The organism is Acinetobacter sp. YH12251 (genome assembly GCF_013417465.1).
Taxonomy (GTDB): Bacteria; Pseudomonadota; Gammaproteobacteria; order Pseudomonadales; family Moraxellaceae; genus Acinetobacter; species Acinetobacter amyesii.
Genome location: NZ_VPDZ01000006.1, coordinates 159,270 through 182,927 on the forward strand (window position 1 = coordinate 159,270; position 23,658 = coordinate 182,927).

The 23,658-nt window shown below is 39.9% G+C and carries 23 protein-coding genes; 19 read left to right on the forward strand and 4 right to left on the reverse strand.

Annotation, left to right across the window (positions count from 1 at the left end; genetic code table 11):
• Positions 1 to 32 precede the first annotated feature (32 nt).
• The 10 genes from FTV27_RS06655 (at position 33) to pyrF (ending at position 7,778) form a co-directional block, all read left to right on the forward strand.
• Complete coding sequence (locus FTV27_RS06655) at positions 33 to 629, forward strand: 6-carboxytetrahydropterin synthase (protein WP_180077646.1); 597 nt, start codon at positions 33 to 35, stop codon at positions 627 to 629.
• Positions 630 to 665: 36 nt separating this feature from the next.
• Complete coding sequence (gene ung / locus FTV27_RS06660; RefSeq protein ID WP_078193660.1) at positions 666 to 1,379, forward strand: uracil-DNA glycosylase; 714 nt, start codon at positions 666 to 668, stop codon at positions 1,377 to 1,379.
• Positions 1,376 to 2,497: an enoyl-CoA hydratase/isomerase family protein gene (locus FTV27_RS06665; RefSeq protein WP_180077648.1), complete on the forward strand. Its 1,122-nt coding sequence runs from the start codon at positions 1,376 to 1,378 to the stop codon at positions 2,495 to 2,497. Before ung ends, FTV27_RS06665 begins: the two co-directional genes overlap by 4 nt.
• A 7-nt stretch (positions 2,498 to 2,504) precedes the next feature.
• Positions 2,505 to 3,056 carry a tRNA adenosine(34) deaminase TadA gene (gene tadA / locus FTV27_RS06670; protein ID WP_078193658.1) on the forward strand — a complete coding sequence of 184 codons (552 nt, stop codon included), beginning with the start codon at positions 2,505 to 2,507 and terminating at the stop codon, positions 3,054 to 3,056.
• Positions 3,057 to 3,082: 26 nt separating this feature from the next.
• Positions 3,083 to 3,514 carry an SRPBCC family protein gene (locus tag FTV27_RS06675; RefSeq protein WP_111885054.1) on the forward strand — a complete coding sequence of 144 codons (432 nt, stop codon included), beginning with the start codon at positions 3,083 to 3,085 and terminating at the stop codon, positions 3,512 to 3,514.
• 17 nt (positions 3,515 to 3,531) lie between these two features.
• On the forward strand, positions 3,532 to 4,215 hold the full coding sequence (gene cmk / locus FTV27_RS06680; protein ID WP_078193656.1) for a (d)CMP kinase: 684 nt from the start codon (positions 3,532 to 3,534) through the stop codon (positions 4,213 to 4,215).
• Positions 4,216 to 4,322: 107 nt separating this feature from the next.
• Positions 4,323 to 6,002 (forward strand): 30S ribosomal protein S1, encoded by a 1,680-nt coding sequence (gene rpsA, locus FTV27_RS06685; protein ID WP_078193655.1) that lies wholly within the window; start codon positions 4,323 to 4,325, stop codon positions 6,000 to 6,002.
• A gap of 162 nt (positions 6,003 to 6,164) precedes the next feature.
• Positions 6,165 to 6,467 carry an integration host factor subunit beta gene (locus tag FTV27_RS06690; RefSeq protein WP_067767464.1) on the forward strand — a complete coding sequence of 101 codons (303 nt, stop codon included), beginning with the start codon at positions 6,165 to 6,167 and terminating at the stop codon, positions 6,465 to 6,467.
• A gap of 24 nt (positions 6,468 to 6,491) precedes the next feature.
• Positions 6,492 to 6,857 (forward strand): lipopolysaccharide assembly protein LapA domain-containing protein, encoded by a 366-nt coding sequence (locus FTV27_RS06695; RefSeq protein WP_078188931.1) that lies wholly within the window; start codon positions 6,492 to 6,494, stop codon positions 6,855 to 6,857.
• A 240-nt stretch (positions 6,858 to 7,097) separates the two neighbouring features.
• Positions 7,098 to 7,778, forward strand: coding sequence for an orotidine-5'-phosphate decarboxylase (pyrF, locus tag FTV27_RS06700; RefSeq protein ID WP_180077650.1), 681 nt, complete (start codon positions 7,098 to 7,100; stop codon positions 7,776 to 7,778).
• Between the two features lie 78 nt (positions 7,779 to 7,856).
• Here pyrF and FTV27_RS06705 read toward each other — a convergent pair whose 3' ends face one another.
• Together FTV27_RS06705 and FTV27_RS06710 are read right to left on the reverse strand one after the other, a co-directional pair.
• Positions 7,857 to 8,765: a lysine exporter LysO family protein gene (locus FTV27_RS06705; RefSeq protein WP_180077652.1), complete on the reverse strand. Its 909-nt coding sequence runs from the start codon at positions 8,763 to 8,765 to the stop codon at positions 7,857 to 7,859.
• Positions 8,766 to 8,814: 49 nt separating this feature from the next.
• On the reverse strand, positions 8,815 to 10,344 hold the full coding sequence (locus FTV27_RS06710; RefSeq protein ID WP_180077751.1) for an NAD(P)/FAD-dependent oxidoreductase: 1,530 nt from the start codon (positions 10,342 to 10,344) through the stop codon (positions 8,815 to 8,817).
• 157 nt (positions 10,345 to 10,501) lie between these two features.
• Between FTV27_RS06710 and FTV27_RS06715 the strand changes: the two genes are divergently transcribed.
• The 5 genes from FTV27_RS06715 (at position 10,502) to FTV27_RS06735 (ending at position 17,553) form a co-directional block, all read left to right on the forward strand.
• Positions 10,502 to 11,509 (forward strand): AraC family transcriptional regulator, encoded by a 1,008-nt coding sequence (locus tag FTV27_RS06715; protein WP_111885051.1) that lies wholly within the window; start codon positions 10,502 to 10,504, stop codon positions 11,507 to 11,509.
• Positions 11,510 to 11,593: 84 nt separating this feature from the next.
• Positions 11,594 to 12,745, forward strand: coding sequence for a cell division protein ZapE (gene zapE / locus FTV27_RS06720; protein WP_111885050.1), 1,152 nt, complete (start codon positions 11,594 to 11,596; stop codon positions 12,743 to 12,745).
• A 526-nt stretch (positions 12,746 to 13,271) separates the two neighbouring features.
• Positions 13,272 to 15,434, forward strand: a complete 2,163-nt coding sequence (locus tag FTV27_RS06725; protein ID WP_180077654.1) for a malate synthase G — start codon at positions 13,272 to 13,274, stop codon at positions 15,432 to 15,434.
• A gap of 88 nt (positions 15,435 to 15,522) precedes the next feature.
• Entirely contained in the window at positions 15,523 to 15,999 is a 477-nt protein-coding gene (locus tag FTV27_RS06730; RefSeq protein ID WP_180077656.1) for a hypothetical protein, read from the forward strand.
• Positions 16,000 to 16,110: 111 nt separating this feature from the next.
• The gene (locus tag FTV27_RS06735) at positions 16,111 to 17,553 is read left to right on the forward strand and encodes an aldehyde dehydrogenase family protein (protein WP_180077658.1); all 1,443 of its coding nucleotides are present in this window, start codon (positions 16,111 to 16,113) and stop codon (positions 17,551 to 17,553) included.
• A 76-nt stretch (positions 17,554 to 17,629) separates the two neighbouring features.
• Here FTV27_RS06735 and FTV27_RS06740 read toward each other — a convergent pair whose 3' ends face one another.
• Positions 17,630 to 18,616: a hypothetical protein gene (locus FTV27_RS06740; protein WP_180077660.1), complete on the reverse strand. Its 987-nt coding sequence runs from the start codon at positions 18,614 to 18,616 to the stop codon at positions 17,630 to 17,632.
• Positions 18,617 to 18,654: 38 nt separating this feature from the next.
• Between FTV27_RS06740 and FTV27_RS06745 the strand changes: the two genes are divergently transcribed.
• Complete coding sequence (locus FTV27_RS06745; RefSeq protein ID WP_180077662.1) at positions 18,655 to 19,314, forward strand: SOS response-associated peptidase family protein; 660 nt, start codon at positions 18,655 to 18,657, stop codon at positions 19,312 to 19,314.
• A gap of 20 nt (positions 19,315 to 19,334) precedes the next feature.
• Here the strand turns inward: FTV27_RS06745 and FTV27_RS06750 are convergent, their stop codons facing one another.
• Positions 19,335 to 19,799: a MarR family winged helix-turn-helix transcriptional regulator gene (locus FTV27_RS06750; protein ID WP_078193646.1), complete on the reverse strand. Its 465-nt coding sequence runs from the start codon at positions 19,797 to 19,799 to the stop codon at positions 19,335 to 19,337.
• Between the two features lie 616 nt (positions 19,800 to 20,415).
• Between FTV27_RS06750 and FTV27_RS06755 the strand changes: the two genes are divergently transcribed.
• From FTV27_RS06755 to FTV27_RS06765, 3 genes are all read left to right on the forward strand, one after another.
• A complete protein-coding gene (locus FTV27_RS06755; RefSeq protein ID WP_180077664.1) occupies positions 20,416 to 21,936 on the forward strand; it encodes a transporter associated domain-containing protein in 1,521 nt (506 codons plus the stop codon).
• Between the two features lie 382 nt (positions 21,937 to 22,318).
• Positions 22,319 to 23,047: a hypothetical protein gene (locus FTV27_RS06760; RefSeq protein WP_180077666.1), complete on the forward strand. Its 729-nt coding sequence runs from the start codon at positions 22,319 to 22,321 to the stop codon at positions 23,045 to 23,047.
• A 19-nt stretch (positions 23,048 to 23,066) separates the two neighbouring features.
• Entirely contained in the window at positions 23,067 to 23,618 is a 552-nt protein-coding gene (locus FTV27_RS06765; RefSeq protein ID WP_180077667.1) for a DUF3828 domain-containing protein, read from the forward strand.
• Positions 23,619 to 23,658 lie beyond the last annotated feature (40 nt).

Genomic DNA, 23,658 nt, shown 5'->3' on the forward strand with positions numbered 1-23,658 from the left:
AACCCATAGATTATTTGATTGCATTACGACACATGTTAATTCGTAAGTTATTTAAGTTTGAAAACGCGCATATCGTGCGTAATTGCACGTCAGACCGTTGCAAACGTTCCATTCATGGACACAGTTATAAAGTCGAACTATTACTTAAAGCGTCGAAACTTGACCATGGGCAAATGGTTTACGATTTCGGTTTGCTCAAAGGGGTAATTAAAGACTTATTTGACAGTTTTGATCACGCGATTTGTTTTTGGCAACACGATGATGCTGAGTACATTCGTGCCTGCAAACAGTTCAGTGCACGTTGGGTTGAACTACCCGTATCGCCCTCAGCAGAACAGTTTTCACGAATCTTCTTTTACTTAGCACAACAAGTTCTAAAATCAACAGAAACTCAAAATGGTGAGGGTGATGTTGAGGTGTATTCTGTAATTGTGCATGAGACAGACACAGGCTATGCGCAAAGCTTCTTAGAAGATATCGACAACGCACAAATGGGGTTGTTGCAGTTAGATCAAATTATCTTCTCCGAACAGGTTCAGTCGGAATGGAACGATACCCAGATGTATGAAAAATTAAAACAGGGTCAAAAATTTTTAAACCCTGCAGTTGATTTACAAGTTAGAATTTAAGTAAATATTTGGTTTTATTAGGATTGGTTAACAGTGATGTCTTTAACAGAAGAGCAACAAGCAAAACTCGCTAAAGTGCAGCTTGAGCCTAGCTGGAAATATGCCCTAAGTGAGTTTTTGCTTAGCCCCCGCATGGATGAGTTAAAAGACTTTCTGCTACAACAAATCAAACAGGATAAAGTGATTTATCCACCGAATCCGCTGATCTTTAATGCCCTAAACACGACGCCTATGGCAAATGTAAAGGTGGTGATTTTAGGTCAAGACCCGTATCATGGGCCAAATCAGGCACATGGTTTAAGCTTTTCGGTACAAAAGGGGGTTGCATTACCACCTTCTTTACGTAATATTTTTCATGAGTTAAATACCGACCTTGGGGTACCTGTGTCAAAACATGGGGACTTAACACGCTGGGCAGAACAAGGTGTGTTGCTTTTAAATGCGGTACTGACTGTTGAGGCTGGGCAACCAACTTCACATCAAAAACGTGGATGGGAAGATTTTACAGACCATGTGATTGATGTTTTAAATGAACAACGTGAGCATATCGTCTTTATTTTATGGGGGGCATATGCACAGCGTAAGGGACAACGCATTGACCAAAATAAGCACTTAGTGCTAAAAGCCGCGCATCCATCTCCTTTGGCTGCAAACCGCGGTGGATTTTTTGGTTGTAAGGTGTTTTCAAAAAGTAATAATTATCTTAAACAAAATGGCATTGAGCCAATAGACTGGCAGCTGGACGCATGACTTATTCTCCCGTTTCAAAAAATTATCACCCAGATCTGATTGTTGAAGAAGCGAAAAAGGGCTGGCGCATTGTTCGCTTGAATCGCCCAAAATCGCTTCATGCATTAGATGAATCAATCTGTACAGCGTTGCTTGAAGTCTTTCAGGACTTTCAACACGATGATGCTGTAAAAGCAATTTGGTTAGATTCCACTACGCCGAAAGCATTTTGTGCAGGTGGCGATGTACGCAAATTGCGACAATTGGTGGTCAATGATGAAGTTGAAACGGCGAATAAATTTTTTGAACAAGAATATGCCCTAGATTTGCTGCTGCATAATTATGCAAAGCCGATTTTGGTTTGGGGTGAAGGTTATGTCATGGGTGGTGGTTTAGGTCTGTTTATGGCTGCACCTTTTCGTTTGGTGACACCTTATTCACGTTTAGCAATGCCTGAAATTAATATCGGTTTGTATCCAGATGTCGGTGCGACACGTTTCTTGGCTGATCGTGGCGCCATTGGGTTGTTTACTGGGTTAACGGGCTCAATTATGACCGCAGCAGGTGCATATGGTATCGGTTGGGCAACGCATATTTGTGATGCACAGCGTGATAACGTACTTGAAACTGTCATTAATATTGATTGGGATCATTATCCAGCTGGCGATTTTCGTGCCATCGATGACACTTTAAATAGTATGCATCGTCCTGTGGGGCCTGGCCCATTACAAAATTCTTTGGATGTGATTCAAAGTGTGTGCCGTGGGCATAATTTTGAACATGACTATGAATCAATTATTGGTTTAAGCGATGCACGCAGTGATTGGCTACGTCAAGCCAGTGAAAATCTACAAAAAGGTTCACCTGCAACAGCAGCATTAACATGGTTGTTGTGGCAGTGGGGCAAGCAATTGCATTCTTGGAATGAAGTGTTTGAACTGGAAACCCAAATTTCGGATTGGAAAATTCGTCATGCGGACTTTGTTGAAGGTGTACGCGCCCGTCTAGTCGATAAAGACCTGTCTCCAGAATGGAAAAAAGGTACAGATCTTTCTCTCAAAGGAATTTTGGCAGATGAGCCTCCTGTAACCAATATTGACAGTTGGAATGCACTGTTAAGACAGTATGGCGTAATTTAATTAATTGATGTCTGAACAAAATCTATATAGTGATGAACATTGGATGCAGCTTGCTTTCGAGCAGGCTGCACAAGCTGCCGAATTGCAAGAAATTCCTGTAGGCGCAGTCATTGTGAGTCAAAATCAAGTCATAGGTGCAGGGTTTAATGCGCCGATTTCTCTGAAAGATCCCACCGCACATGCGGAAGTACAAGCTTTGCGTCAAGCTTGTTTAAATATCGATAATTACCGTTTACCTGACGATGCAACCTTATATGTGACTTTGGAACCATGCACAATGTGTGTGGGCGCTTTGGTACATTCGAGAATTAAGCGTGTGGTATTTGCGACGACTGAGCCTAAAGCAGGTTCTTTGGTCAGTTCGCGTCAATTATTAAATTCAGGCTACTATAACCATATCTTTGAGTTTGAGCATGGTTGCCTACAAGCGCAATGCTCCCAACAATTAAGTGATTTTTTTAAAATGCGTCGTGAACAAAAACGACTGATGAAGTTACAGGAAAAAGCCACTTTGACTGAACTTAATTTAAAAAATCAAGTAAACTCTACTGACAATTAATATTGTCAAATAAAATAGGGTACATCATGAAATCCATTCAAGTAAAAAAAGAATTTAATGCACCGGTCGAGCAAGTTTTTGAATTACTTTCAAAACATTCAACCTATAACGTGGCTTTTGCGCCGATTCAAGTGGTGCGCGTCAAAGATTCTGCAGATCCTGAACGTCCTGATGGTGTGGGTTCTGTACGTCGTATGGGCTTTGGGCCAGTGAAGCCGTTACAAGAGCAAATTACCTTGCTTGAGCCAAACCAACGCATTGAATATAAGATTATTAAAAACCCACTGGTGAAACATCATTTGGGTGTGATTCAATTCGAAGCGATTGATGCTGCGCGTACTTTAGTCACTTATACGATTGAATTACAGGCGCGTGCGCCATTCGTTAGTCAATTAATCCTTGCGCAACTGAAGTCAGCGATTAAAATTGGTTTTTCAAAACTTGCAAAAACCGTATAAACAAAAGTGGAAGAGCAATGACAGTTCAAATCATTACAATTGATGGCCCAAGTGGCTCAGGTAAAGGAACATTGGCAGCAAAAATTGCGGCACATTATCAGTTCCACTTACTCGACTCAGGTGCGTTATATCGTCTGTTGGGATTGTCATTGCATAAGCAAGACTTAATTGATGCATTAGACTCAAAGCTTGATGAATGCGTAAAAATTGCAACAAATTTAGACATACAATTTGTGACAAATGAAGCAGGTGTTTCGGTGCTTTTAGATGGTGAAGATGTCTCAAAAGTTATCCGTACTGAGAGAGTCGGAGAGTTTGCCTCAAAAGTTGCTGCAATTCCTGCACTTAGAACTGCGCTTTTAGAACGTCAGCATGCCTTTGCTCAAGCACCTGGTTTGGTTGCAGACGGCCGTGATATGGCAACAACGATTTTTCCAAATGCTCAAGCCAAGATTTATTTAACGGCTTCTGCTCAGTCCCGTGCGGAGCGCCGTGTAAATCAGTTGCAGGCTATGGGCGTGGATGTTAAAATAAACGACATTTTAGCTAATATCGAAGCGCGTGATAAGCGAGATATGGAACGCGCAGTCGCTCCACTCAAGCCTGCGCCAGATGCTTATTTTATTGATAGTTCAACTTTGAGTATTGATGAAGTATTCACGCTGATGACGAATTACATCGATCAGCAATTAGCAAACTAAAGAATTTTCAGCAGAAGCATAGCTTGATCAGTCTTATACGGACTATGTAGACGCTTAATTAAACCGGCCTTGTCTGATCCAAGACCGCTGACTTTACTAGGTATATCATGACCGAATCTTTTGCAGCCCTCTTTGAAGAAAGCGAATTAAACCTCAACGTTGAAAAGGGTGCAGTCATCCAAGGCGTTGTAGTAAGCATCGACTCTGACTGGGTAACAGTTGACACTGGCCTTAAATCAGAAGGTATTGTTGACCGCGCTGAATTCTTAAATGAACAACGTGAACTTGAAGTTCAAGTTGGCGACACTGTTGATGTAGTTGTTGAAGCTCTTGACAACGGTATGGGTCAAACAGTTTTATCACGTGAAAAAGCTAAACGTGCTGAAACTTGGACTAAACTTGAAAAAATCTTTGAAGACGGCGAAATCGTTACTGGTGTTATCTCTGGTAAGGTTAAAGGCGGTTTCACTGTTGACATCGGCCCAGTTCGTGCGTTCCTTCCAGGTTCTTTAGTTGATACTCGTCCTATTCGTGATACTACTCACTTAGAAGGTAAAGAGTTAGAATTTAAAGTAATCAAACTTGATGCTAAACGTAACAACGTTGTTGTATCTCGTCGTGCTGTTATGGAAGCTGAATCTTCAGCTGACCGTGAAGCTCTTCTTGCTCAGCTTGAAGAAGGTCAAACAGTTACTGGTACTATCAAAAATCTTACTGACTACGGCGCGTTCGTTGACCTTGGCGGTATTGATGGTCTTCTTCACATCACTGACATGGCTTGGAAACGTATCAAGCACCCTTCAGAAGTTGTTGAAGTTGGTCAAGAAGTTACTGTTAAAGTACTTAAATTCGACCGCGAACGTAACCGCGTATCTTTAGGCCTTAAACAATTAGGCGAAGATCCATGGTTAGCGATCATGAACCGTTACCCTAAAGGTTCTATCGTTAAAGCTCGTGTAACTAACTTAACTGACTACGGTTGCTTCGCTGAAATCGCTGAAGGCGTTGAAGGTTTAGTACACGTTTCAGAAATGGACCACACTAACAAAAACATCCACCCATCTAAAGTTGTTCAGATCGGTGATGAAGTTGACGTTATGGTTCTTGAAGTTGATGAAGAGCGTCGTCGTATTTCTCTTGGTATCAAACAAACTCGTGCTAACCCATGGGAAGAGTTTGCTAAAGAACACGATAAAGGTGAAAAAGTTTCAGGTACTATCAAGTCAATCACTGACTTCGGTATCTTCATCGGTTTACCAGGCGGTATCGATGGTCTAGTTCACTTGTCTGACATTTCTTGGAACGAACAAGGCGAAGAAGCTATCCGTCGTTACAAGAAAGGTGACACAGTTGAAGCGGTTATCCTTTCAGTAGACGCTGAAGGCAACCGTATCAGCCTTGGCATCAAACAAATGAACAGCGATCCGTTCAACGATTTCTTAGCTGCTAACGAACGCGGTGCGCTTGTTAAAGGTACTGTAACTGCAGTTGACGCTAAAGGCGCTACTGTTAAGTTAGCTGACGAAGTTGAAGCGACTCTTAAAGCATCTGAAATCAACCGCGACCGCGTTGAAGATGCAACTAAGTTCCTTGAAGTTGGTCAAGAAGTTGAAGCTAAAATCATCAACGTAGACCGCAAATCACGTTCTATCAACTTGTCTATCAAAGCGAAAGACGAAGCTGAAGAAAAAGAAGCAGTAGCTAACTTGAACAAGACAGCTACAGCAACTTCAGACAATGGTCCTAAGACTATTGGTGATTTGATCAAAGCTCAAATGAACCACTAAGTAAGTGTTTGAATTGTATTGTTAATGTAAATTAATTAATATATTTTACACAATTACTGTAACGGTAGCGTAGTAAGTGATTATTACGCTACCGTTTTGTATTTAAACAGGTTATTATCGGGAAACTGATCCTAGGTAGCTTGATAATTAAAGAGGTCGCAGATGACTACTGAAGCACTTAATAAGTCTGACTTAATAGAGCGTATTTCTCTTAAAAACCCACACTTAGCTGAACCCTTAGTGGAAGAGGCCGTTAAGATAATGATCGATCAAATGATCGAAGCTTTGTCTACAGACAACCGAATTGAAATCCGTGGTTTTGGTAGTTTTGCATTACATCACCGTGAACCACGTGTGGGTCGTAACCCAAAAACAGGTAAATCAGTTGAAGTTGCAGCAAAAGCTGTACCGCACTTTAAACCTGGTAAAGCTTTACGTGATGCGGTAAACGAATCTGCAAACTAATTCAAAACATTGTTAGGGGTGTTTATGCGTTACGTATTGGTCGTAATTCTACTAGTCCTATTTGGATACTCATTGGCTTTGGTTCTGCAAAACGGCACTGAACTTTCAGTCGATTTGTTGTTTACACAAGTGCCTGCAATGCGTTTAGGGCTTTTATTGCTATTAACATTGTCATTAGGTTTGGTTTTAGGTCTTTTATTAGCAGTGCAAGTATTCCGAGTATTTCAAAATAACTGGGAAATTAAACGTCTACGTAAAGATATTGACCGCCTACGTAAAGAGCAAATTCAAACTGCTCAACTGGCTGCTGCTGAAGCGGCTGCACATACACGTCATGAAAAAACAGTTTTAGATATTGATGCAAATGAGCGTCCTTCTAACCCGTTATAATTGGGTTTATGAAGTAAATTAACTACTTTTATGAGTATAGTTAAATTTTATATTAAACACTCCGGTGGATCATCGGGGTGTTTTTTTATGGACTGAAAAAATAAAACGCATATCTCAAATAAAATAATGAGATAGCTCAATTCAAATTAATCATTTCAAATAACATGAGTTTTATGACTTTCTGATCAAGTTGAATCCATCTATAATGCACTAATTTTGTCAAAATGAAGGGTAAGTCTCTTGAGTATCATCGTTGCACTAGATGCTAAAAGCCAATATGACGCACTTACAATTGCAGAGCAGTTAGATCCTGCATTATGTCGAGTTAAGGTTGGTAAAGAGTTATTTACCCATGAGGGTCCAAGTGTCGTTAAGGCCTTGCATGATAAAGGTTTTGAAGTATTTCTAGATCTTAAATTCCATGATATTCCAAACACCACAGCGCAAGCAGTTTGTGCAGCTGCGGATATGGGTGTGTGGATGGTCAATGTCCATGCATCAGGTGGTCGTAAAATGATGGAAACCTGTGTGGAGCGCTTAAAGGCGGGCAATTACAATACTCAGCTGATAGCTGTTACAGTTTTGACCTCGATGGGCCGTGAAGATCTTGCGGATTTAGGTTTAGATCTTGAACCATTTGAACACGTGAAACGTCTTGCGACTTTAACGAAAGAAAGTGGCTTAGATGGTGTGGTGTGTTCGGCTCAAGAAGCAAAAATGCTGCGTGAAACTTTGGGTGCTGACTTTGCTTTAGTGACACCGGGTATCCGTCCTGCAGGTTCTGCTGCTGATGATCAAAAACGAATTGTGACGCCTAAACAAGCCATGCTTGATGGTTCTACACATTTGGTGATTGGCCGTCCAATTACTAAATCGGAGAATATGCGTCAGACTTTAAAAGATATTTTGGCGACACTTTAAAATTTACCCTCTCTCTAACTCTCTCCCAAAGGGAGAGAGGAAGTCCTTTCCCTCTCTGGGAGAGGACTTAGGTGAGGGTTAGATAGCTGCTAATATACTCACCAATATAGGTGCAAGTACAGAAAGGATAAAGCCGCTGACCATGGCATGTGGAATAAAATCATTACCACAGGCTTGTTTGACCATAGGTAAGGTGACATCCATAGCTGTTGCACCCGCAGATGAAATTGCAGAGCGTGGGTAACGCCAGCCAATAATATACATAAACACAATCGCAAAGATTTCTCTGAATAAATCATTCATCAGCGCGATACTGCCTAGATGCGCATTTTTTAATTCAGTCACGACGATGCCTGTCATCGAATAGAAACCATATCCTTGTGACAGCATAATCAAATCTTTCGGGCTGATTTGTGGCAATAGATAGGCTGCAGCAAAAGCGCCCAAAAGTGAACCGACGATACAGCCCAGAGGAACAAGTAGAATTTTCCAATTTAACCAAGAACGATCGAGCGGTGAGTAGGCGAGATCAAGCCCAATCAGAAACATAAAGACTAAAAGTAGATCCCAAGTACTCATATGTGGCTGAAGACTAAAATGTGCTGCCATTTCAGCAAAAGCATAACCTAAACCTAATGCAATAAAAGCAAAGCTAATATTGATGAGTGAGCTTGTCACTAACTGCATGGACACTTTGCCATGACTGGGTTTGTAGCCTAAAAGCTTAAACAAAATATAGCAGCAAATAAACGCACCCATTGAGGTCAATAGTGCAATAAGTACTGATGAAGAGAGGATTTGCAGAGGTGCTGGAATAGTGTGTAATGTTTCAGAAAATTCGATCGCAATCGCAAATAACAAAATATAAGTAAAGTACGGCAGGAGTTTAAAGGCGATTTTTTCAAGCCAAGTGGGTAGGCGACGTGCAAGAATAAAACCAAGCCCTAAACAGGCTAAGAGCTGGAAAATCAACCAGAAAGATTGCATACAAAAATAGGCAGATAATGAATACCTGCCTATTATGACCTGTTATTGCTTAAGCTGCATGACTAGATTTTGTTTTACTGAGGAGTCGAAAATCGGCTGGATTTATTTTTCGAGTAGCCAGCCAATATTTCCATGTATAAGTTGGCCACAGTGCAAAATTTTTACCGCCATTTTGCTGATACCAACTCACGCAGCCTGATTGCCATACCGTACCATCAAGCATGTCTTGTACATGAGTGTTAAATTGATCTTGCACCTGATCTTTGACAGCGATGGCTTGAATATTAGATTTTGAAACCAATTGCATCATTTGTAAGATGTAATCGACTTGTGCCTCAATCATAAATACCACTGAATTATGCGCAAGTACGGTATTGGGGCCTAATAATTGGAACAGATTTGGAAAGCCTTTGGTGCAAATGCCATAAAAACTTTCTGCGCCAGCTTGCCAAACTTGTTTGAGTTCTTGAGCATTTTCACCAATACATTCAAAGGACTTGAGATAAATACGTGGGTCAGTAATAAAGCCAGTCCCATAGATTAAGCAGTCAATTTCACGGGATTTTCCATCTTTGGTAATAATGGCATTTTCAGTGATTTCTTGTATTGCATCACTGACCAATTCCACATTAGGTCGATTAAAGGTTGGAAAGTATTTATTAGAAATTAAAATGCGTTTACAACCCATGATGTAGTTTGGCGTTAGTTTCTTGGCAAGTTCAGCATCTTTCACTTGATACTTAATATACAGTTCTGCCAGTTTTTGCGCATATTTCATGGTAGTTGGTTTAACAATTGGCACGACACGTGATTCGTTGGTCCAATACAGGCGAGCGCGGTGAATTTTTCGAAACCAATCATATTTTTTAAATAATGATTTTTCTAAACCATGATAACTGCGTTCATCTCGTGGAATGACCCAAGCTGCGGTACGTTGAAAAACATACAGTTGTTTTGTTTGTGGTGCGATTTCAGGAATGTATTGGATGGCACTGCCGCCTGTACCAATCGATGCGACTTTTTTACCTTCTAATGGATATTGATGATCCCATTGAGAAGAATGAAACACTTTGCCTTTAAATTTTTCAATGCCCGGAATGTGTGGAATTTGCGGGACATGTAGCGGGCCAGATGCAAAAATCACGTATTGAGCGGTAATTTTAACGCCATCTTTGAGTTCTAAATGCCAGTCGCAGATTGATTCATTGTATTGGCTTGAAAGTACTTCACTGTTAAAGCGACAGAATTGTTTTAAATTATATTCACGGGTGACCTGTTGGATATAGTCAAATATTTCCGGCGCTTCAGCATAACGTTTTGACCAATCTGTTTTGGGTGCAAAAGAAAGCGAATACATATGTGATTGCACATCACACGCAGCGCCAGGGTAGCGGTTTTCACGCCAGGTTCCACCAAAATCATTGGCTTTTTCGAGGATCAAAAAATCTTGATTACCTTGTTGTAAAAGGCGTATCGCCATAGCAATACCACCAAAACCACCGCCGATGATGGCGATTTGTGTATGTATTTCAGAATTGGCTTTTGGGGTTTGCACTGTTTTTGTTTGCGCTTCCTGCATCATTTTTTTAATTCCAAGCGAGATTACAAGTTAAGCATACTTGAGTTCATGATCAGAACAATATGATTGAGGTGACAGAAAAATTGATCGAAACGGCAATGTTCATAATTGCAAATTTGTAGTAAAAAAGAAGAAATTTAATGTCATTTTACGATTTATGAAACGATCTATTCTAAGCCTGATGTATTTAGTACAAGGAATGCGTAAAGCAGGCGTAGATGTCGATCAACGTTTGCAAACTATTGGGCTGCGTGTCGATGCACTCGATCCTACTTCGGTGATTCATCCGAGTTTGGAGTGGGATGTACTGAAAGTCATTGGTAAAGATGTAGAACCTGAGCAAGGGTTATTTATTGGTCAGCATTATACATTGGCGGGTTATGGCCCGTTGCTGATGTTATTGGTCACCAGTGATACTTTACGCCAAGCTTTAAATCAGGGAATTCGCTTTCAACAGTTGACGCATCTAACTGGGCGTTTGAGTTTGCAAATCAGTCAGCATAAAGTGGCTTTATGCTACCAACCGCAAGATGTGTATGCACCACTGGGTGCATTATTGGCGCAGTCGGAAATTTCAGGAACTTATAAATTCATCCGCGATCTTTACAAAATGATGGGGTTATCGACACCACAAGTTCAAATTGATTTGCCGTTTGCTGAACCCAAAGATCCTGAAAAATTAAAAATGTTTACTGATTATTATGGCTCTCAAGTTCGATTTGGTGCGCCATTTGCGGCATTTTGGTTCGATGAAGATGTTTTAGATATTCGTATTCCATCCGCAGATATTATTACTTTTCGATTATATGAGTCGAAATGTATTGCGGAGTTAGAACGTTTAAGCGCCGATGAAGATGCGCCATCATTGGTTCAGCGTGTGCAAGATTATTTGGAATTACAAAGTGGTGCGATGCCAAGTATGGCAGCAACTGCTCAAGCGTTGAACTTGCCTGAAAGAACTTTGCGTCATCAACTGCAACAGTTAAATACCAGTTATAAGCAAATTCGTGAAGATATTATTAAAGATAAAGCACTCCGTATGATTGAATATAATGAATATTCAATTGAAATGATTGCTGAATTGCTGGGCTATTCAGAACCTGCGGCGTTTAATCATGCGTTTAAACGTTGGTTTGGGCATAGTCCGAGACAATATAATAAATAGCCAATGCGCTTTACTGCCAAAGTGTTATATCTTCGAGTTTATTCTTCGTTATAATTCATTTAGCCCAAAAAAGTATTTAATGATATGTCAGATTTTCAGTCACCACACAACACCGCATTTACTCCGATTTCACCGGCTGAGCGTTATGCTCAAGCCTTAGCATCTGGTCAGTTTTTACCAGATCAGGAACAGGCGCAAGCGGTGCATGAGTTGGATCGAGTTTGGCAAGAATTAATCCAACGTTTTAAGGCTTCTAAAAAAGCGTTTCGTCGTTTCCGTCGTCAAACTGCACCGAAAGGGGTGTATATGTGGGGCGGTGTAGGACGTGGTAAAACGTGGCTGATGGATCAGTTTTATGATTCTGTGCCATTTCGACGCAAAACACGTATGCATTTCCATCACTTTATGCAGTACGTACACCGTGAATTAAATAAGCTTTCAGGTCAGCGTAATCCACTAGACCTTGTTGCCGACCAAATTTATAAAGAAGCAGTCGTGATCTGCTTTGATGAATTCTTTGTATCCAATGTCACGGATGCAATGATTTTGAGTGATCTATTCCAAAAATTATTTACGCGTGGGATCACCCTTGTTGCAACATCTAACATCGCACCAGATGGTTTATATAAAAACGGGATCCACCGTGACCGTTTTATCCCAACCATCGAAATGGTAAAAAAGAACTGTGTGATTTTAAATGTAGACTCAGGCGTAGACTATCGTTTACGTGTATTGAAACAAGCGCAGTTGTTTAAGTCGCCTTTAACACATGAACATAAGTTGTGGATGGCACAGCGTTTTACAGCATTAACGCAAACCCAAACGGTTTCACAAGAGCCAATTATTATTAATCAGCGTATTGTAGAAACCATTGGTCATACGGAAGATGTGCTGTGGTGTGAATATTCTGAGCTTTGCCTAAAACCACGTAGTCCAGCGGACTTTATTGAAATTGCCAATATTTATAATACGGTCTTGGTGAGTAATGTGCCGCACATGACGGATTATTTGTCTGAAGGGACTCGTCGTTTTATCTATCTAGTTGATGAGTTTTATGACCGTGGTGTGAAGTTGTTGCTTACTTCAGAAGATACGATTATTGAATTATATCAAGGTGAAAAATTGGCATTTGAAATTGAGCGTACACGTTCGCGCTTATTGGAAATGCAATCTGATGATTATCTACATACCTCTCACCGTCAAATCAATGCACCAGAATCTACGGCAGAAAATTAAGCGTTTCTGTTGGAATGAAAAAAGAACGTCTTGATGGCGTTCTTTTTTTTTGATTTTTAGTTTTAGATTACATGCATAGATAAGAAAAAGTATAGATCGAACAATCGACTTTAAAAGCGAGGTCGGAAGATAAAAGCATCATTTAATAAGAAGAAGGGTTGTTTAATAATTCATCGATAAAAGCGTTAAATTTAAACTGATTGGTTGAAGTTGTAGCATCGACATTGGCAGCATTTCATGGCTTAATCGAGTGAGTTTGTTTGACGCTTGGGTCTATTTGTTCAGTTTTAGAACAAAATTCTGCACTTAAGTCTAATTTCGACATTTCAAAAACTTTATACACTGTAAAAAGGTATTCAGGCTGATGATGACGTCGTATTTCTGATCTTTATTATGTTGAATGATGAGGGTATTTCATTACATAGAAAATGATCATTATTTAGGAATGTGATAGTACTATTCAGCAAAGTATAAATGGGTATACTAGAATCTCTTGTTATAAAAAATAGCAATATCAGGAAAGACAATGACTGCACGTATTCAAAAAGGCAAGTTAGCGATTGCTAAAGAACTTTACGATTTCATCGAAAATGAAGCACTACCGGGTTCAGGTTTAGACAGTGAAACTTACTGGAAAAACTTTGAACAAGTCGTTGTCGATCTTAGCCCAAAGAACAAAGCACTATTGGCTAAGCGTGACGACATTCAAGCTAAAATTGATGAATGGCACCGCAACAACAAATTTGAACTCGAAGCTTACAAAGCTTTCCTTACTGAAATTGGCTACTTATTACCAGAAGTAGAAGATTTCCAAATCAGCACAGAAAATGTAGACGAAGAAATCGCATTATTGGCTGGTGCGCAATTAGTAGTGCCTGTACGTAATGCACGTTACTGCTTAAACGCTGCGAACGCACGTTGGGGTTCACTCTACGATGCTCTTTACGGTTTTGACGTGATCTCTGAAGAAGACGGCGCGGAAAAAGGTAAGGGCTATAACCCAGCTCGTGGCGCAAAAGTTATCGAATTTGCTAAAAACTTCTTAAATGAAACTTTCCCGCTAGCTAATGGTTCGCATGCAGATGCAACTAAATATGCGGTAGAAGGCAAAAAGTTAGTTGTAAGCCTAAAAGATGGCTCAACTGCAACTTTAGCGAAAGAAGCTCAGTTTGTTGGTTTTAATGGTGACGAAGCTGCGCCAACTGAAATCGTACTTTTAAACAATGGTTTGCATGTAATCATTGAAATTGATGCGACGAGCCCAATTGGTTCAACTGATGCTGCGGGCGTTAAAGACTTAGTTCTTGAAGCTGCGGTAACCACAATTCAAGACTTAGAAGACTCAATTGCAGCAGTTGATGCTGAAGAGAAAGTTGAAGGCTACCGTAACTGGTTAGGCTTAATGAAAGGTACACTTTCTGAGTCAATCGAGAAAAATGGTAAGACCATCACGCGTACATTAAATAAAGATCGTACGCACAAAAATTTAATCGGTGGTGAAACTACGCTTCACGGTCGTTCATTGATGTTGCTTCGTAATGTGGGTCATTTGATGACAAACCCTGCGATCCTTGTCGATGGCGAAGAAATTTATGAAGGTATCATGGATGCCTTGGTTACTCCGCTTCTTACGATTGCTGACATCCGTGGTGAAAACACGATTAAGAACTCGCGTAAAGGTTCAATGTATATCGTGAAGCCAAAAATGCATGGTCCTGAAGAAGTGGCATTTGCAGTTGAATTATTTGAGCGTGCTGAACAAGCGCTTGGTCTACCTGCGAAGACTTTGAAAATCGGTATCATGGACGAAGAACGTCGTACTTCTGTGAACTTGAAAAACTGTATCGCGCAAGCGAAAGATCGTACGATCTTTATTAATACAGGTTTCATGGACCGTACGGGTGATGAAATCCATACTTTCATGGAAGCAGGTCCATTCGTTCGTAAAGGCGAAGTGAAGTCTCAAATCTGGTTCCCTGCATATGAAAACCGTAACGTGATGATCGGTCTTCAAGCCGGCTTACGTGGTAAAGCGCAAATCGGTAAAGGCATGTGGCCAAAACCAGATATGTTGCTTGATATGTACAAAACTAAGATTGAGCATCCAGAAGCTGGCGCAAGCTGTGCATGGGTTCCGTCTCCATCTGGTGCTGTTATTCACGCGATTCACTACCATCAGTGCAATGTTTCTGAGCGTCAAAAAGAGTTGTTGAATACTCAACCGCTATCTTTAGATGACTTGTTAACGCCGCCTTTAGCGACAGATACAAACTGGTCTGAAGAAGAGAAAACCAAAGAACTCGAAAATAACCTTCAAGGTATCTTGGGTTATGTGGTTCGTTGGGTTGATTTGGGTGTAGGTTGTTCAAAAGTTCTAGACATCAACAACGTTGGTTTGATGGAAGACCGTGCAACTTTACGTATTTCTTCTCAACACGTTGCGAACTGGTTACGTCACGGTATCGTAACTGCTGAACAAGTTGAAGAAGTATTTAAGCGCATGGCGAAAGTTGTGGATGAGCAAAATGCCAACGATCCACTTTACACACCAATGGCACCAGGCTTTGATGGTTATGCATACAAAGCTGCTTATGACTTAGTATTCAAAGGTGGCGAGCAGCCTTCTGGTTATACAGAGCCGCTTCTTCATGCTTACCGTTTAAAATTAAAAGGTTATACAGGTGACTAATCTGTAAATCAAAAAAAGCCTCTTCGGAGGCTTTTTTTATTGTTTGAGAAATTTAGAATGTCGACATAAAAAATGAAAAGGAAACGCCATGTATATATGGAATGTAAATCGGTTGGTGGATGATATAAGACTGAATAAAGTCTCTGAAACCCATTATAAAAACTACTATATTGCCAGCTCAATATTGATTTTCTTTAGCTACTTAGCACTGACCTTAACCCCAGAATCCAAACCTACAGAAGCTTGGGCTTCGTTTGTTTTACAAGTTGGTCTGCTGATTAGCTGGGTGAATGCCATCTTTAAAGCCAATGGCGGCGAGCAAGGCCGAGATTTTTTAAAGCGCTTTATTGCATTGTATTTGCCCGTAACGATTCAGAGTTTAGTCCTCTTTATCTTGATCGCTGTTGTTGTCGAAGGGCTGTTACCCATGTTGACCCTAAACATGGAGGAGGCTGCGCTTGAGCAACTCACCACAGTTAAAGATCTAAGTTTTGAAGTCATCATTAGCTGTTATATTTATTGGCGAATCTATAAAGCGATGCGGCAGATTCATCAGCCTGTTTAAAGTATAAGGTTGTAAAAGAAATTAATTATAAAGTTTTATCCTGTTTTTCTCATAGCTTTTCAATGCTGAAGCCTTTACATTGGGATGAATGATAAAAATAGGATGGAAGCGATGTCAGCATATACCGCATTAGATTTGCAATATATTGGTGGACAGTGGCGAGCAGGGACTTCAACGCGATACATCAAAAATATAAATCCCTTTAGCCAAGCAGAGATTTTTGAATTGCAGGCAGCCAGCAGTGTCGATGTAGACAGTGCTTATAGTGCGGCAGAAGCTGCCTTTAAATCAGAAGTGACCAAGTCCATTGAAGTGCGTCAGCAAGTTATCAGCAAATTAATTCAAACCATTCAGCAACGCAGAGAAGAAATTATTCAATGGCTGATAGATGAATCTGGTAGTACACGTTTAAAAGCCAATATTGAAGTTGATGCAGCGCTCGGCATTATCCAAGAATCGTTGCGTTTTCCTGAAAAAATGCAAACTACTCAGCTAGAGAGTAAAGACCCGAGCCGCAAGAGTTTTGTACTGCGCAAACCCTTGGGTGTCATTGCGGTGATTAGCCCGTGGAATTTTCCATTTCATTTGTCGATGCGCTCTGTGGTGACTGCGATTGCCTGCGGCAATAGTGTGGTGCTGAAGCCTGCAAGCGACACGCCAGTGACAGGTGGAACGTTGCTTGGAAAATTATTTGAAGAAGCGGGTTTGCCGCATGGCGTGTTAAATGTCGTTGCAGGCAGTGGCAGTGAAATTGGCGACTACTTTGTTGAGCATCCTGTACCTAAATTGATTTCATTTACAGGTTCAACTGAAGTGGGTCAACAGGTGGGGGTGAAAGCGCTAGGAAGTTCACGGATTAAGCGTTTAGCGCTGGAACTTGGCGGTAATGCGCCTTTGGTCATTTTAGATGATGCAGATTTAAATTTAGCCGTTGAACTGACCGTGATGGGGCGTTTTTTGCATCAAGGACAAATTTGCATGAGTACCAATCGAGTGATTGTGGATGAATCCTTGCACGATGCTTATGTTGAAAAATTAATTAAACGGGTAAAAAGCATTGTGGTCGGTGATCCGAATGATGCTGAAACCCTGATAGGGCCCATTATCAATAAGTCGCAGGTCGATAAAATAAAAACCATTATTCAAAACGTCATTCAGCAAGATGCAATTTTAGCCTACGCGGGGGGTATTGAAGGTCAATTGGTTGCACCGCATATTTTCACCCATGTGGATGCACATGCTGATATTGCATTAGAAGAAAGTTTTGGGCCAATCTTGCCGATTTTAAAAGCGCGAGATGAAGCGCATGCACTAGAATTGGCAAATTCAACCCGATTTGGTTTGTCGAGTGCAGTATGTACCTCAAACCTAGCACGCGGCGGAGAGTTTGCTGCCAAACTCGATATAGGCATGACGCATATCAATGGCATCAGTGTGGCGGATCATTCAAATGCACCCTTTGGTGGTGAACGTAATTCAGGGCTTGGTCGTTTTAATGGTGAGTGGATATTTGAGGAATTCACCCGCACCCATTGGCAAACTTTCCCTGCTTAAAATACTCAAAGTGAAGTCTATTTTATCTTGTGCAATAGACTTCACTGCAGGTTCTGTTATGCAGGACATTTCTAGTTTATTTCCATGAAATATCAGGAAGTATATAGTCCCAAAAACGACTCCAACGTGTTTTGTAATACAGAAAAGAGCCAATATCTTGGCTTGAACAATTATCCTGATAGTACATTTTGTGATTCATCAACAGCATAGGTTTACGCTGCAAGGCCGTCATATACAGCTTGACCTGAACCTTGTAATTGTAGATTGAATAATTAGAAGAAATACTCTCGGTTTTCATTTTTTGGATATTGTGAATATACACATCAAACTTCAAGCCATTTTTGTAATCTGTTGCCTCATGAATTGTTCGATCTTCGATTGGAATAAGCGGATTGTTATCACTAAACGCTAAATATGCATTATGTATTTTGTTTCCTTGTTGATAATTAAACTGAAGAGCTGAATTTGCAGTAGTGAAATAGGGGAGCGCATCTTGAGGATTGATTTTAAACGTGCCTGTACAATTAGTCCTGACACGCCCTTCATCTTCGTTCACCGTAAACCAACCAAATTGATCTTCCAATTCCGTCGTATGGGCTTCATCTGCGTCAGGAAGAATCACGCCAAACTGATCTCTTTGTCTTTGCTGATTTTGCATCAAGCGATAACTATTTTGAGCACGTTTTGCAAAACGGATTTCAGGAAACATCTCTGGAGATGTAATTTTAAAGTCAGAGACATTGATTACTTCACCATCAGGCAAGATGACCAATGAAAATTGTTGTTCTTGGGTGTTGGGAAGATTTTTGACCGTAACCCAATGATGTGTACTGATCATTTGATGATTGCGAAAATGCTTATATTGAATGCGGTACTTGCCTGCCGGAATCTCAGTCTCATTGATTAGGTCTTGTTTAAATGGATATTCGTTGAGATAGAGCGCGTCGAGACTAAAAGGTAGAAATGAAACGGTATGTACAGAGACTTTTGCGGCATGTGCGGTTGGATACAGGCACATACTTAGAATTAAGACGATAAAGCGACTTCGGTCTAGATTTTTCATTTATTATAAAGATTGATTTTTTGCGGATTATGGCAAATATGTGTGCTAATTTCAAACCGATTACCTTATCGCAATTAAAGTCTCAAAACTTGCCTGAAATCAGCTTTGAATATCCTGAGGAAGTCTATCCAAATTATGATTTGCCGTTACTCTTTAAGTCTGAACAAGGGTTAGAGTGGCGAAAAGTGAATTTTGGCATGGTGCCTAAATGGGCCGCAGACAAATCAATCGCACTTAAAACCTATAATGCTCGAAATGAAACTTTGTATCAAAAGCCTACGTTTATTAATGCGATCTCAAAATGTAAGTTTGGCGTGATACCCGTGTCTGAATTTTATGAGTCAATGTATATCGATAATAAGCCGCAGCGTTGGAGTGTCAAACGCAGAGATGGAGAAGCGTTTTATATTGCTGCCTTATATGACATTTGTCGGCAAGGTGATGAGATTGTACGTTCAAGTACCATGATTACGATGGATGCTATTCAGCATGAGATGATGAAACACTTTCATGAGCCGGGCAATGTAAAGCGCTCGGTCATTGTGATTCCGCATGCGCGTTTAGAGGAATGGCTAAGTTGGAAATCACCCAACATCCAAAGTTTTGTACAAGGTTTTCCTGTTGATGAGTTTGAATGTGCGCACGCACCCAAAATAAAAATCGAAAAAATCAGTCCCCAACTGAACTTTTTCGATTGATATTTCGGTGATGCAAATGCTTATCGAGCTAAGTTTTTAAAGATATGCTTTAAGCTTTCCATGGTTTTTTCAATTTGTAGCGGTGTTAAGCCTTCAAAAGATTGCTCTAGAACGACATTCGTTAGATCGTTAATCTTCTGCGTCATTGCAGTGCCTTTATCAGTTAATACAACCCGGGTAATACGTGCATCATCTTCACAAGAATAAGTATCTACCAAGCCTTCATCTTTTAAGCGATAAACGATCTTGGTTGTGGTCGACATTTTAGATACGACCATTTCAGATAAATCCGAAACACTCGCATGAGGTTTAGACTTGAGTGCGAGCAGGATGCGACGACGTGAATTATCAACGCCATACTTTTTCAATGCATGGTCGACGTTTAAAACATATTGTGAATGCACCTGAGTAACCCAGTAGAAAGGAAAATTTTCTAAACTAAAGTCATCGGTGGATGGTAAAAATTTTGAATACTTTTTTGTCATAAAGGAGTCCCCTGAATATTTGTTTTAATTTTATTTAATGTTTTAACATTCTATTGAAAAATAGAGGGTAATAGCAAGAGTTCACAATAAAAAAATAGAAAGTAGAAGATATCTCATTTTTAGATTATCTAAATAGATTATATTGATATTCTGTCTAAATGCTTAAAAGAAATTAAAATTAAGGTCAGGTATAGAGATAGTGTAGTGAAAATAAATAATTTTTTAATTTGAATTGAATATTAATATTTTTTACCAAAAGGTAGAAATAAATAATTCATTAGATTTGTCATACAATCTATTACAAGCGTCCTTAATTACATTTAATTAAAAGTCAGGTGAATTCAAGCTTTTTTTTAAAATTGGAAGCAATATTCTCAAAAAATAGGTTTAACCATCTTGCTGTGTATTTATATCAGCTAAGTGATATATAACTCACAGTGTTTTTAACATTTTGTCATATTGTTGATGCGAAAAAATATGCTTGAATACATTACAAATGCGCAAGATTGTGCATAATGGAATGGTCTCTAGTTACACAGGTTAAATTTATGGATCCGTCGCCGTGCGTTGGTCTGCTTGAAGATATTTTCACAATCCAGAATGAGGAAGAGAGCTAATGGAATTTTTGTTAGATCCCGGAATCTGGGTTGGTTTACTTACATTAATTATTTTAGAAATTGTACTAGGTATTGATAACCTAGTCTTTATTGCCATTTTGGCAGAAAAACTCCCTCCAGAACAACGTGACAAAGCTCGTGTACTTGGTCTTTCACTCGCATTGTTAATGCGATTAGGATTGTTATTTGCAATCTCTTGGTTGGTCACATTAACAAAGCCCCTGATTACCGTTTTTGATTGGACATTCTCTGGTCGAGATCTCATATTATTGTTTGGTGGATTGTTCTTAGTCTATAAGGCGGTCACAGAGCTACATGAGAAATTAGAAGGAAAACCAGAAGTTCAAGTGACAACAAAAGTGGCATATGCCAGCTTTACAGCAGTTGTTGCGCAAATTGTTGTCTTAGATGCGGTTTTCTCTTTAGACTCTGTCATTACAGCGATCGGTATGGTCGACAACATTTATGTCATGATGGCTGCAATGATTGTGGCAATGGCAGTGATGTTACTTGCATCTAAACCGCTAACGGCTTTTGTAAACCGACATCCGACCGTCGTGATCCTATGTTTAAGCTTCTTATTGCTTATCGGGATTAGCTTGATTGCAGAAGGTTTTGGTTTCCACATTCCGAAAGGCTATATCTACTCAGGTATTGGTGTTGCGATTATCATCGAAGCCTTTAACCAGTTTAGTCAACGCAATGCTCAAAAACACGAAGCGAAAATTCCATTACGCCACCGTACTGCGGACAGTATTTTAAAGCTGATGGGTGGACGCTTAGAAGCTGATCAAGTCGGTAATCAGGCGCAAGAAACCTTTGCAGACGAAGAGCGTTACATGATTGGTGGTGTATTGACGCTTGCAGAGCGTTCAGTTGCGTCGATCATGACTCCCCGTAATCAAATTTCTTGGGTGGATTTAAATGACACACCTGAACAAATTCGTGAGCAAGTCCTTTCAGTGCCGCACAGTTTATTCCCTGTGTGTCGTGGTAGCTTGGATAAAGTGATTAGTATTGTCCGCGCGAAAGAACTTATTGATGTTCTAGACAGTGAAGATGATCTAAAAGCATTGATTAAACGTCATCGTCCAATCTTTATTTTCCAAAAGATGAAGGTGATTGATGCGATTAATACCTTGCGGACTTCTAAAGGCTCTTTGGTGCTGGTTACGGATGAGTTTGGGGCGGTACAAGGTCTGATTTCACCACTCGATGTGTTTGAAGCGATTGCTGGTGAATTCCCTGATGCAGATGAACAACTTGATTTGATTAAAATCGATGATGAACATTGGAAAGCTTCAGGCATGCTCGATCTGTATCAGTTAGAACTTGAACTGGAAATGCTGGACTTGATCGAAGAAGATGATGGTTATATCAGTGTTTCAGGTCTTATTTTAGATCAGACCCACGGCAATGTTGAAGTCGGGACTGTGGTTGATTTTAAAGGCATCCAATTTAAAGTTACGGCAATGGATGAAAACCGCATTAAAACGGTTGATATCTATTACCAAGCTTAATGCTTAAATTTTAAAAATAACTCAAAGACAGCTTTTCGAAGCTGTCTTTTTTGTATGACTAGAAAGTATAAGAAATCCTATATAACAGGGGCTGCAATTCACGATGTTAAAACGTATCATATTTACATGATGTAACAGTCAAAAAATGCTGCAACTTTTGAGCTTTTAGAGGGTTAAAGCGGTTCAAAAGTAAAAAATATTGATAGGGTTGATTTTAAAAAAGCATGAGGGTAAATAGCGATTCATTTTTAACTTGGGGTTTTAATCATCATTGATGATCTATGAATAATTTTATTTCATTTAAATACTGCTTCGGAAAACTTTATAACTAGGGACTTTGAAAAAACATCAAAGTTAATCCATTAAGAAAATGGGTGTTGGTATGGCGATCACTGAGAATATCATTGATTTTTGCAAACTCACGATTGAAGAAAAACATGAGTTGTTTCAACGGCTCTGGGAGTTTGATCAATGTATTTTCCCAACTTCTAGGATTGAGCAACTTTATCAATACATGCATGACCCAGATATTGTTGCCTTACCAATCATTCAGTATTTTGAGCAGGAAAAACTGATTGGGCAAAACATTGTGCGTATATTAAAAATTATGCATAACAATCGGCCGATTTTTATTTTTAATTCACGGGCAGGGGTATTGGTTGATTATCGTCGGAAAAACCTAACCTTAAACTCGGCGATTAAAGTGGCGATGCAGCATCAGATTCGTTTTCCAGCGATTCCAATGTGGTTTGTGGCTACATTGGCACAACCAAAGGTATATACATTATTTGCCTCGCGCTCTGTTAAGTTTTATCCAAGGCATGGTGTCCCGATGCCCACCGAGTATGTGGATGTTTTAAATAGTTATAAAATCCGTCAGCATGATGTGCAGCATCGGGCTGAGGATATTTTTGTTCATCGTTGTGATTTACCGAAGGTGACGCCTGAGCAATTGGTTCGGCTACGGAAAAAATCTGATGAACATGTTCAATTTTTTATGCAGCACGTGCCAGATTATTTTGATGGCATGGGGTTAATGTGTATTTGTAAATTAAATGTATCAACCATTTTTGAAGCAAGTATGAATCTGGCAGTTGGGCGGGCAGTTTAATGATGGACATGGATGTATTATGCGACAAATGACGATATATCGATTATTCGGTTTCGGTGCGGCAATCTTTTTAACGGCTTGTCAGCCTGCAGAGCAAAAAGTACAAGAGCAATCGCAGAAATGTGTTGCACCGGAAAAACTGGTCAAACAAATTTATGACCAAGAGTTGAAATTACATGCTTTGAGTAAAGATCAACTTGCTGCCTATTTTGAGCCATCGTTAGCAGAACGTATGCAAGCAGAAATTAACTGTAAGCAGTCGCAACAAGTGTGTAATGTGGATTTTGATATATTCACGGATAGCCAAGATATGCAGCAAAATTCGAAAAAGGGCGTACAGCCTAAACTGAGTTTTGATGAAAATAAAAACGTCGTTCGTGCTGAGTTTAAAATTGGCGATGAAGCCAAAGTATTAAATTATGAAATGAGTGATGGCGACTGTTCAAAAATCAAAAATATTGTTTATGCGGGGGACTATGACCTCGACATGATTTTGAGTAATCCAACAGAAACGATCGAAGATTCAGAAGCGTTTGATGCCAATGCTGCAAGTGACAGCACGGCACAGTAAGCTTTTGACGCGTTCTAATTATAAAAAACAGCGTGAAATC

Bases quoted from the DNA above. Each gene is read 5' to 3' on its own strand.
- cmk (WP_078193656.1), top strand. From the start codon at position 3,532: ATGACAGTTCAAATCATTACAATTGATGGCCCAAGTGGCTCAGGTAAA.
- FTV27_RS06655 (WP_180077646.1), top strand. From the start codon at position 33: ATGTTAATTCGTAAGTTATTTAAGTTTGAAAACGCGCATATCGTGCGT.
- FTV27_RS06705 (WP_180077652.1), bottom strand. From the start codon at position 8,765: ATGCAATCTTTCTGGTTGATTTTCCAGCTCTTAGCCTGTTTAGGGCTT.
- FTV27_RS06730 (WP_180077656.1), top strand. From the start codon at position 15,523: ATGTATATATGGAATGTAAATCGGTTGGTGGATGATATAAGACTGAAT.
- FTV27_RS06765 (WP_180077667.1), top strand. From the start codon at position 23,067: ATGCGACAAATGACGATATATCGATTATTCGGTTTCGGTGCGGCAATC.
- FTV27_RS06755 (WP_180077664.1), top strand. From the start codon at position 20,416: ATGGAATTTTTGTTAGATCCCGGAATCTGGGTTGGTTTACTTACATTA.
- FTV27_RS06745 (WP_180077662.1), top strand. From the start codon at position 18,655: ATGTGTGCTAATTTCAAACCGATTACCTTATCGCAATTAAAGTCTCAA.
- zapE (WP_111885050.1), top strand. From the start codon at position 11,594: ATGTCAGATTTTCAGTCACCACACAACACCGCATTTACTCCGATTTCA.
- FTV27_RS06695 (WP_078188931.1), top strand. From the start codon at position 6,492: ATGCGTTACGTATTGGTCGTAATTCTACTAGTCCTATTTGGATACTCA.
- ung (WP_078193660.1), top strand. From the start codon at position 666: ATGTCTTTAACAGAAGAGCAACAAGCAAAACTCGCTAAAGTGCAGCTT.
- FTV27_RS06725 (WP_180077654.1), top strand. From the start codon at position 13,272: ATGACTGCACGTATTCAAAAAGGCAAGTTAGCGATTGCTAAAGAACTT.
- FTV27_RS06715 (WP_111885051.1), top strand. From the start codon at position 10,502: ATGAAACGATCTATTCTAAGCCTGATGTATTTAGTACAAGGAATGCGT.
- FTV27_RS06675 (WP_111885054.1), top strand. From the start codon at position 3,083: ATGAAATCCATTCAAGTAAAAAAAGAATTTAATGCACCGGTCGAGCAA.
- FTV27_RS06690 (WP_067767464.1), top strand. From the start codon at position 6,165: ATGACTACTGAAGCACTTAATAAGTCTGACTTAATAGAGCGTATTTCT.
- FTV27_RS06735 (WP_180077658.1), top strand. From the start codon at position 16,111: ATGTCAGCATATACCGCATTAGATTTGCAATATATTGGTGGACAGTGG.
- FTV27_RS06710 (WP_180077751.1), bottom strand. From the start codon at position 10,344: ATGCAGGAAGCGCAAACAAAAACAGTGCAAACCCCAAAAGCCAATTCT.
- FTV27_RS06740 (WP_180077660.1), bottom strand. From the start codon at position 18,616: ATGAAAAATCTAGACCGAAGTCGCTTTATCGTCTTAATTCTAAGTATG.
- FTV27_RS06665 (WP_180077648.1), top strand. From the start codon at position 1,376: ATGACTTATTCTCCCGTTTCAAAAAATTATCACCCAGATCTGATTGTT.
- tadA (WP_078193658.1), top strand. From the start codon at position 2,505: ATGTCTGAACAAAATCTATATAGTGATGAACATTGGATGCAGCTTGCT.
- rpsA (WP_078193655.1), top strand. From the start codon at position 4,323: ATGACCGAATCTTTTGCAGCCCTCTTTGAAGAAAGCGAATTAAACCTC.
- FTV27_RS06750 (WP_078193646.1), bottom strand. From the start codon at position 19,799: ATGACAAAAAAGTATTCAAAATTTTTACCATCCACCGATGACTTTAGT.
- FTV27_RS06760 (WP_180077666.1), top strand. From the start codon at position 22,319: ATGGCGATCACTGAGAATATCATTGATTTTTGCAAACTCACGATTGAA.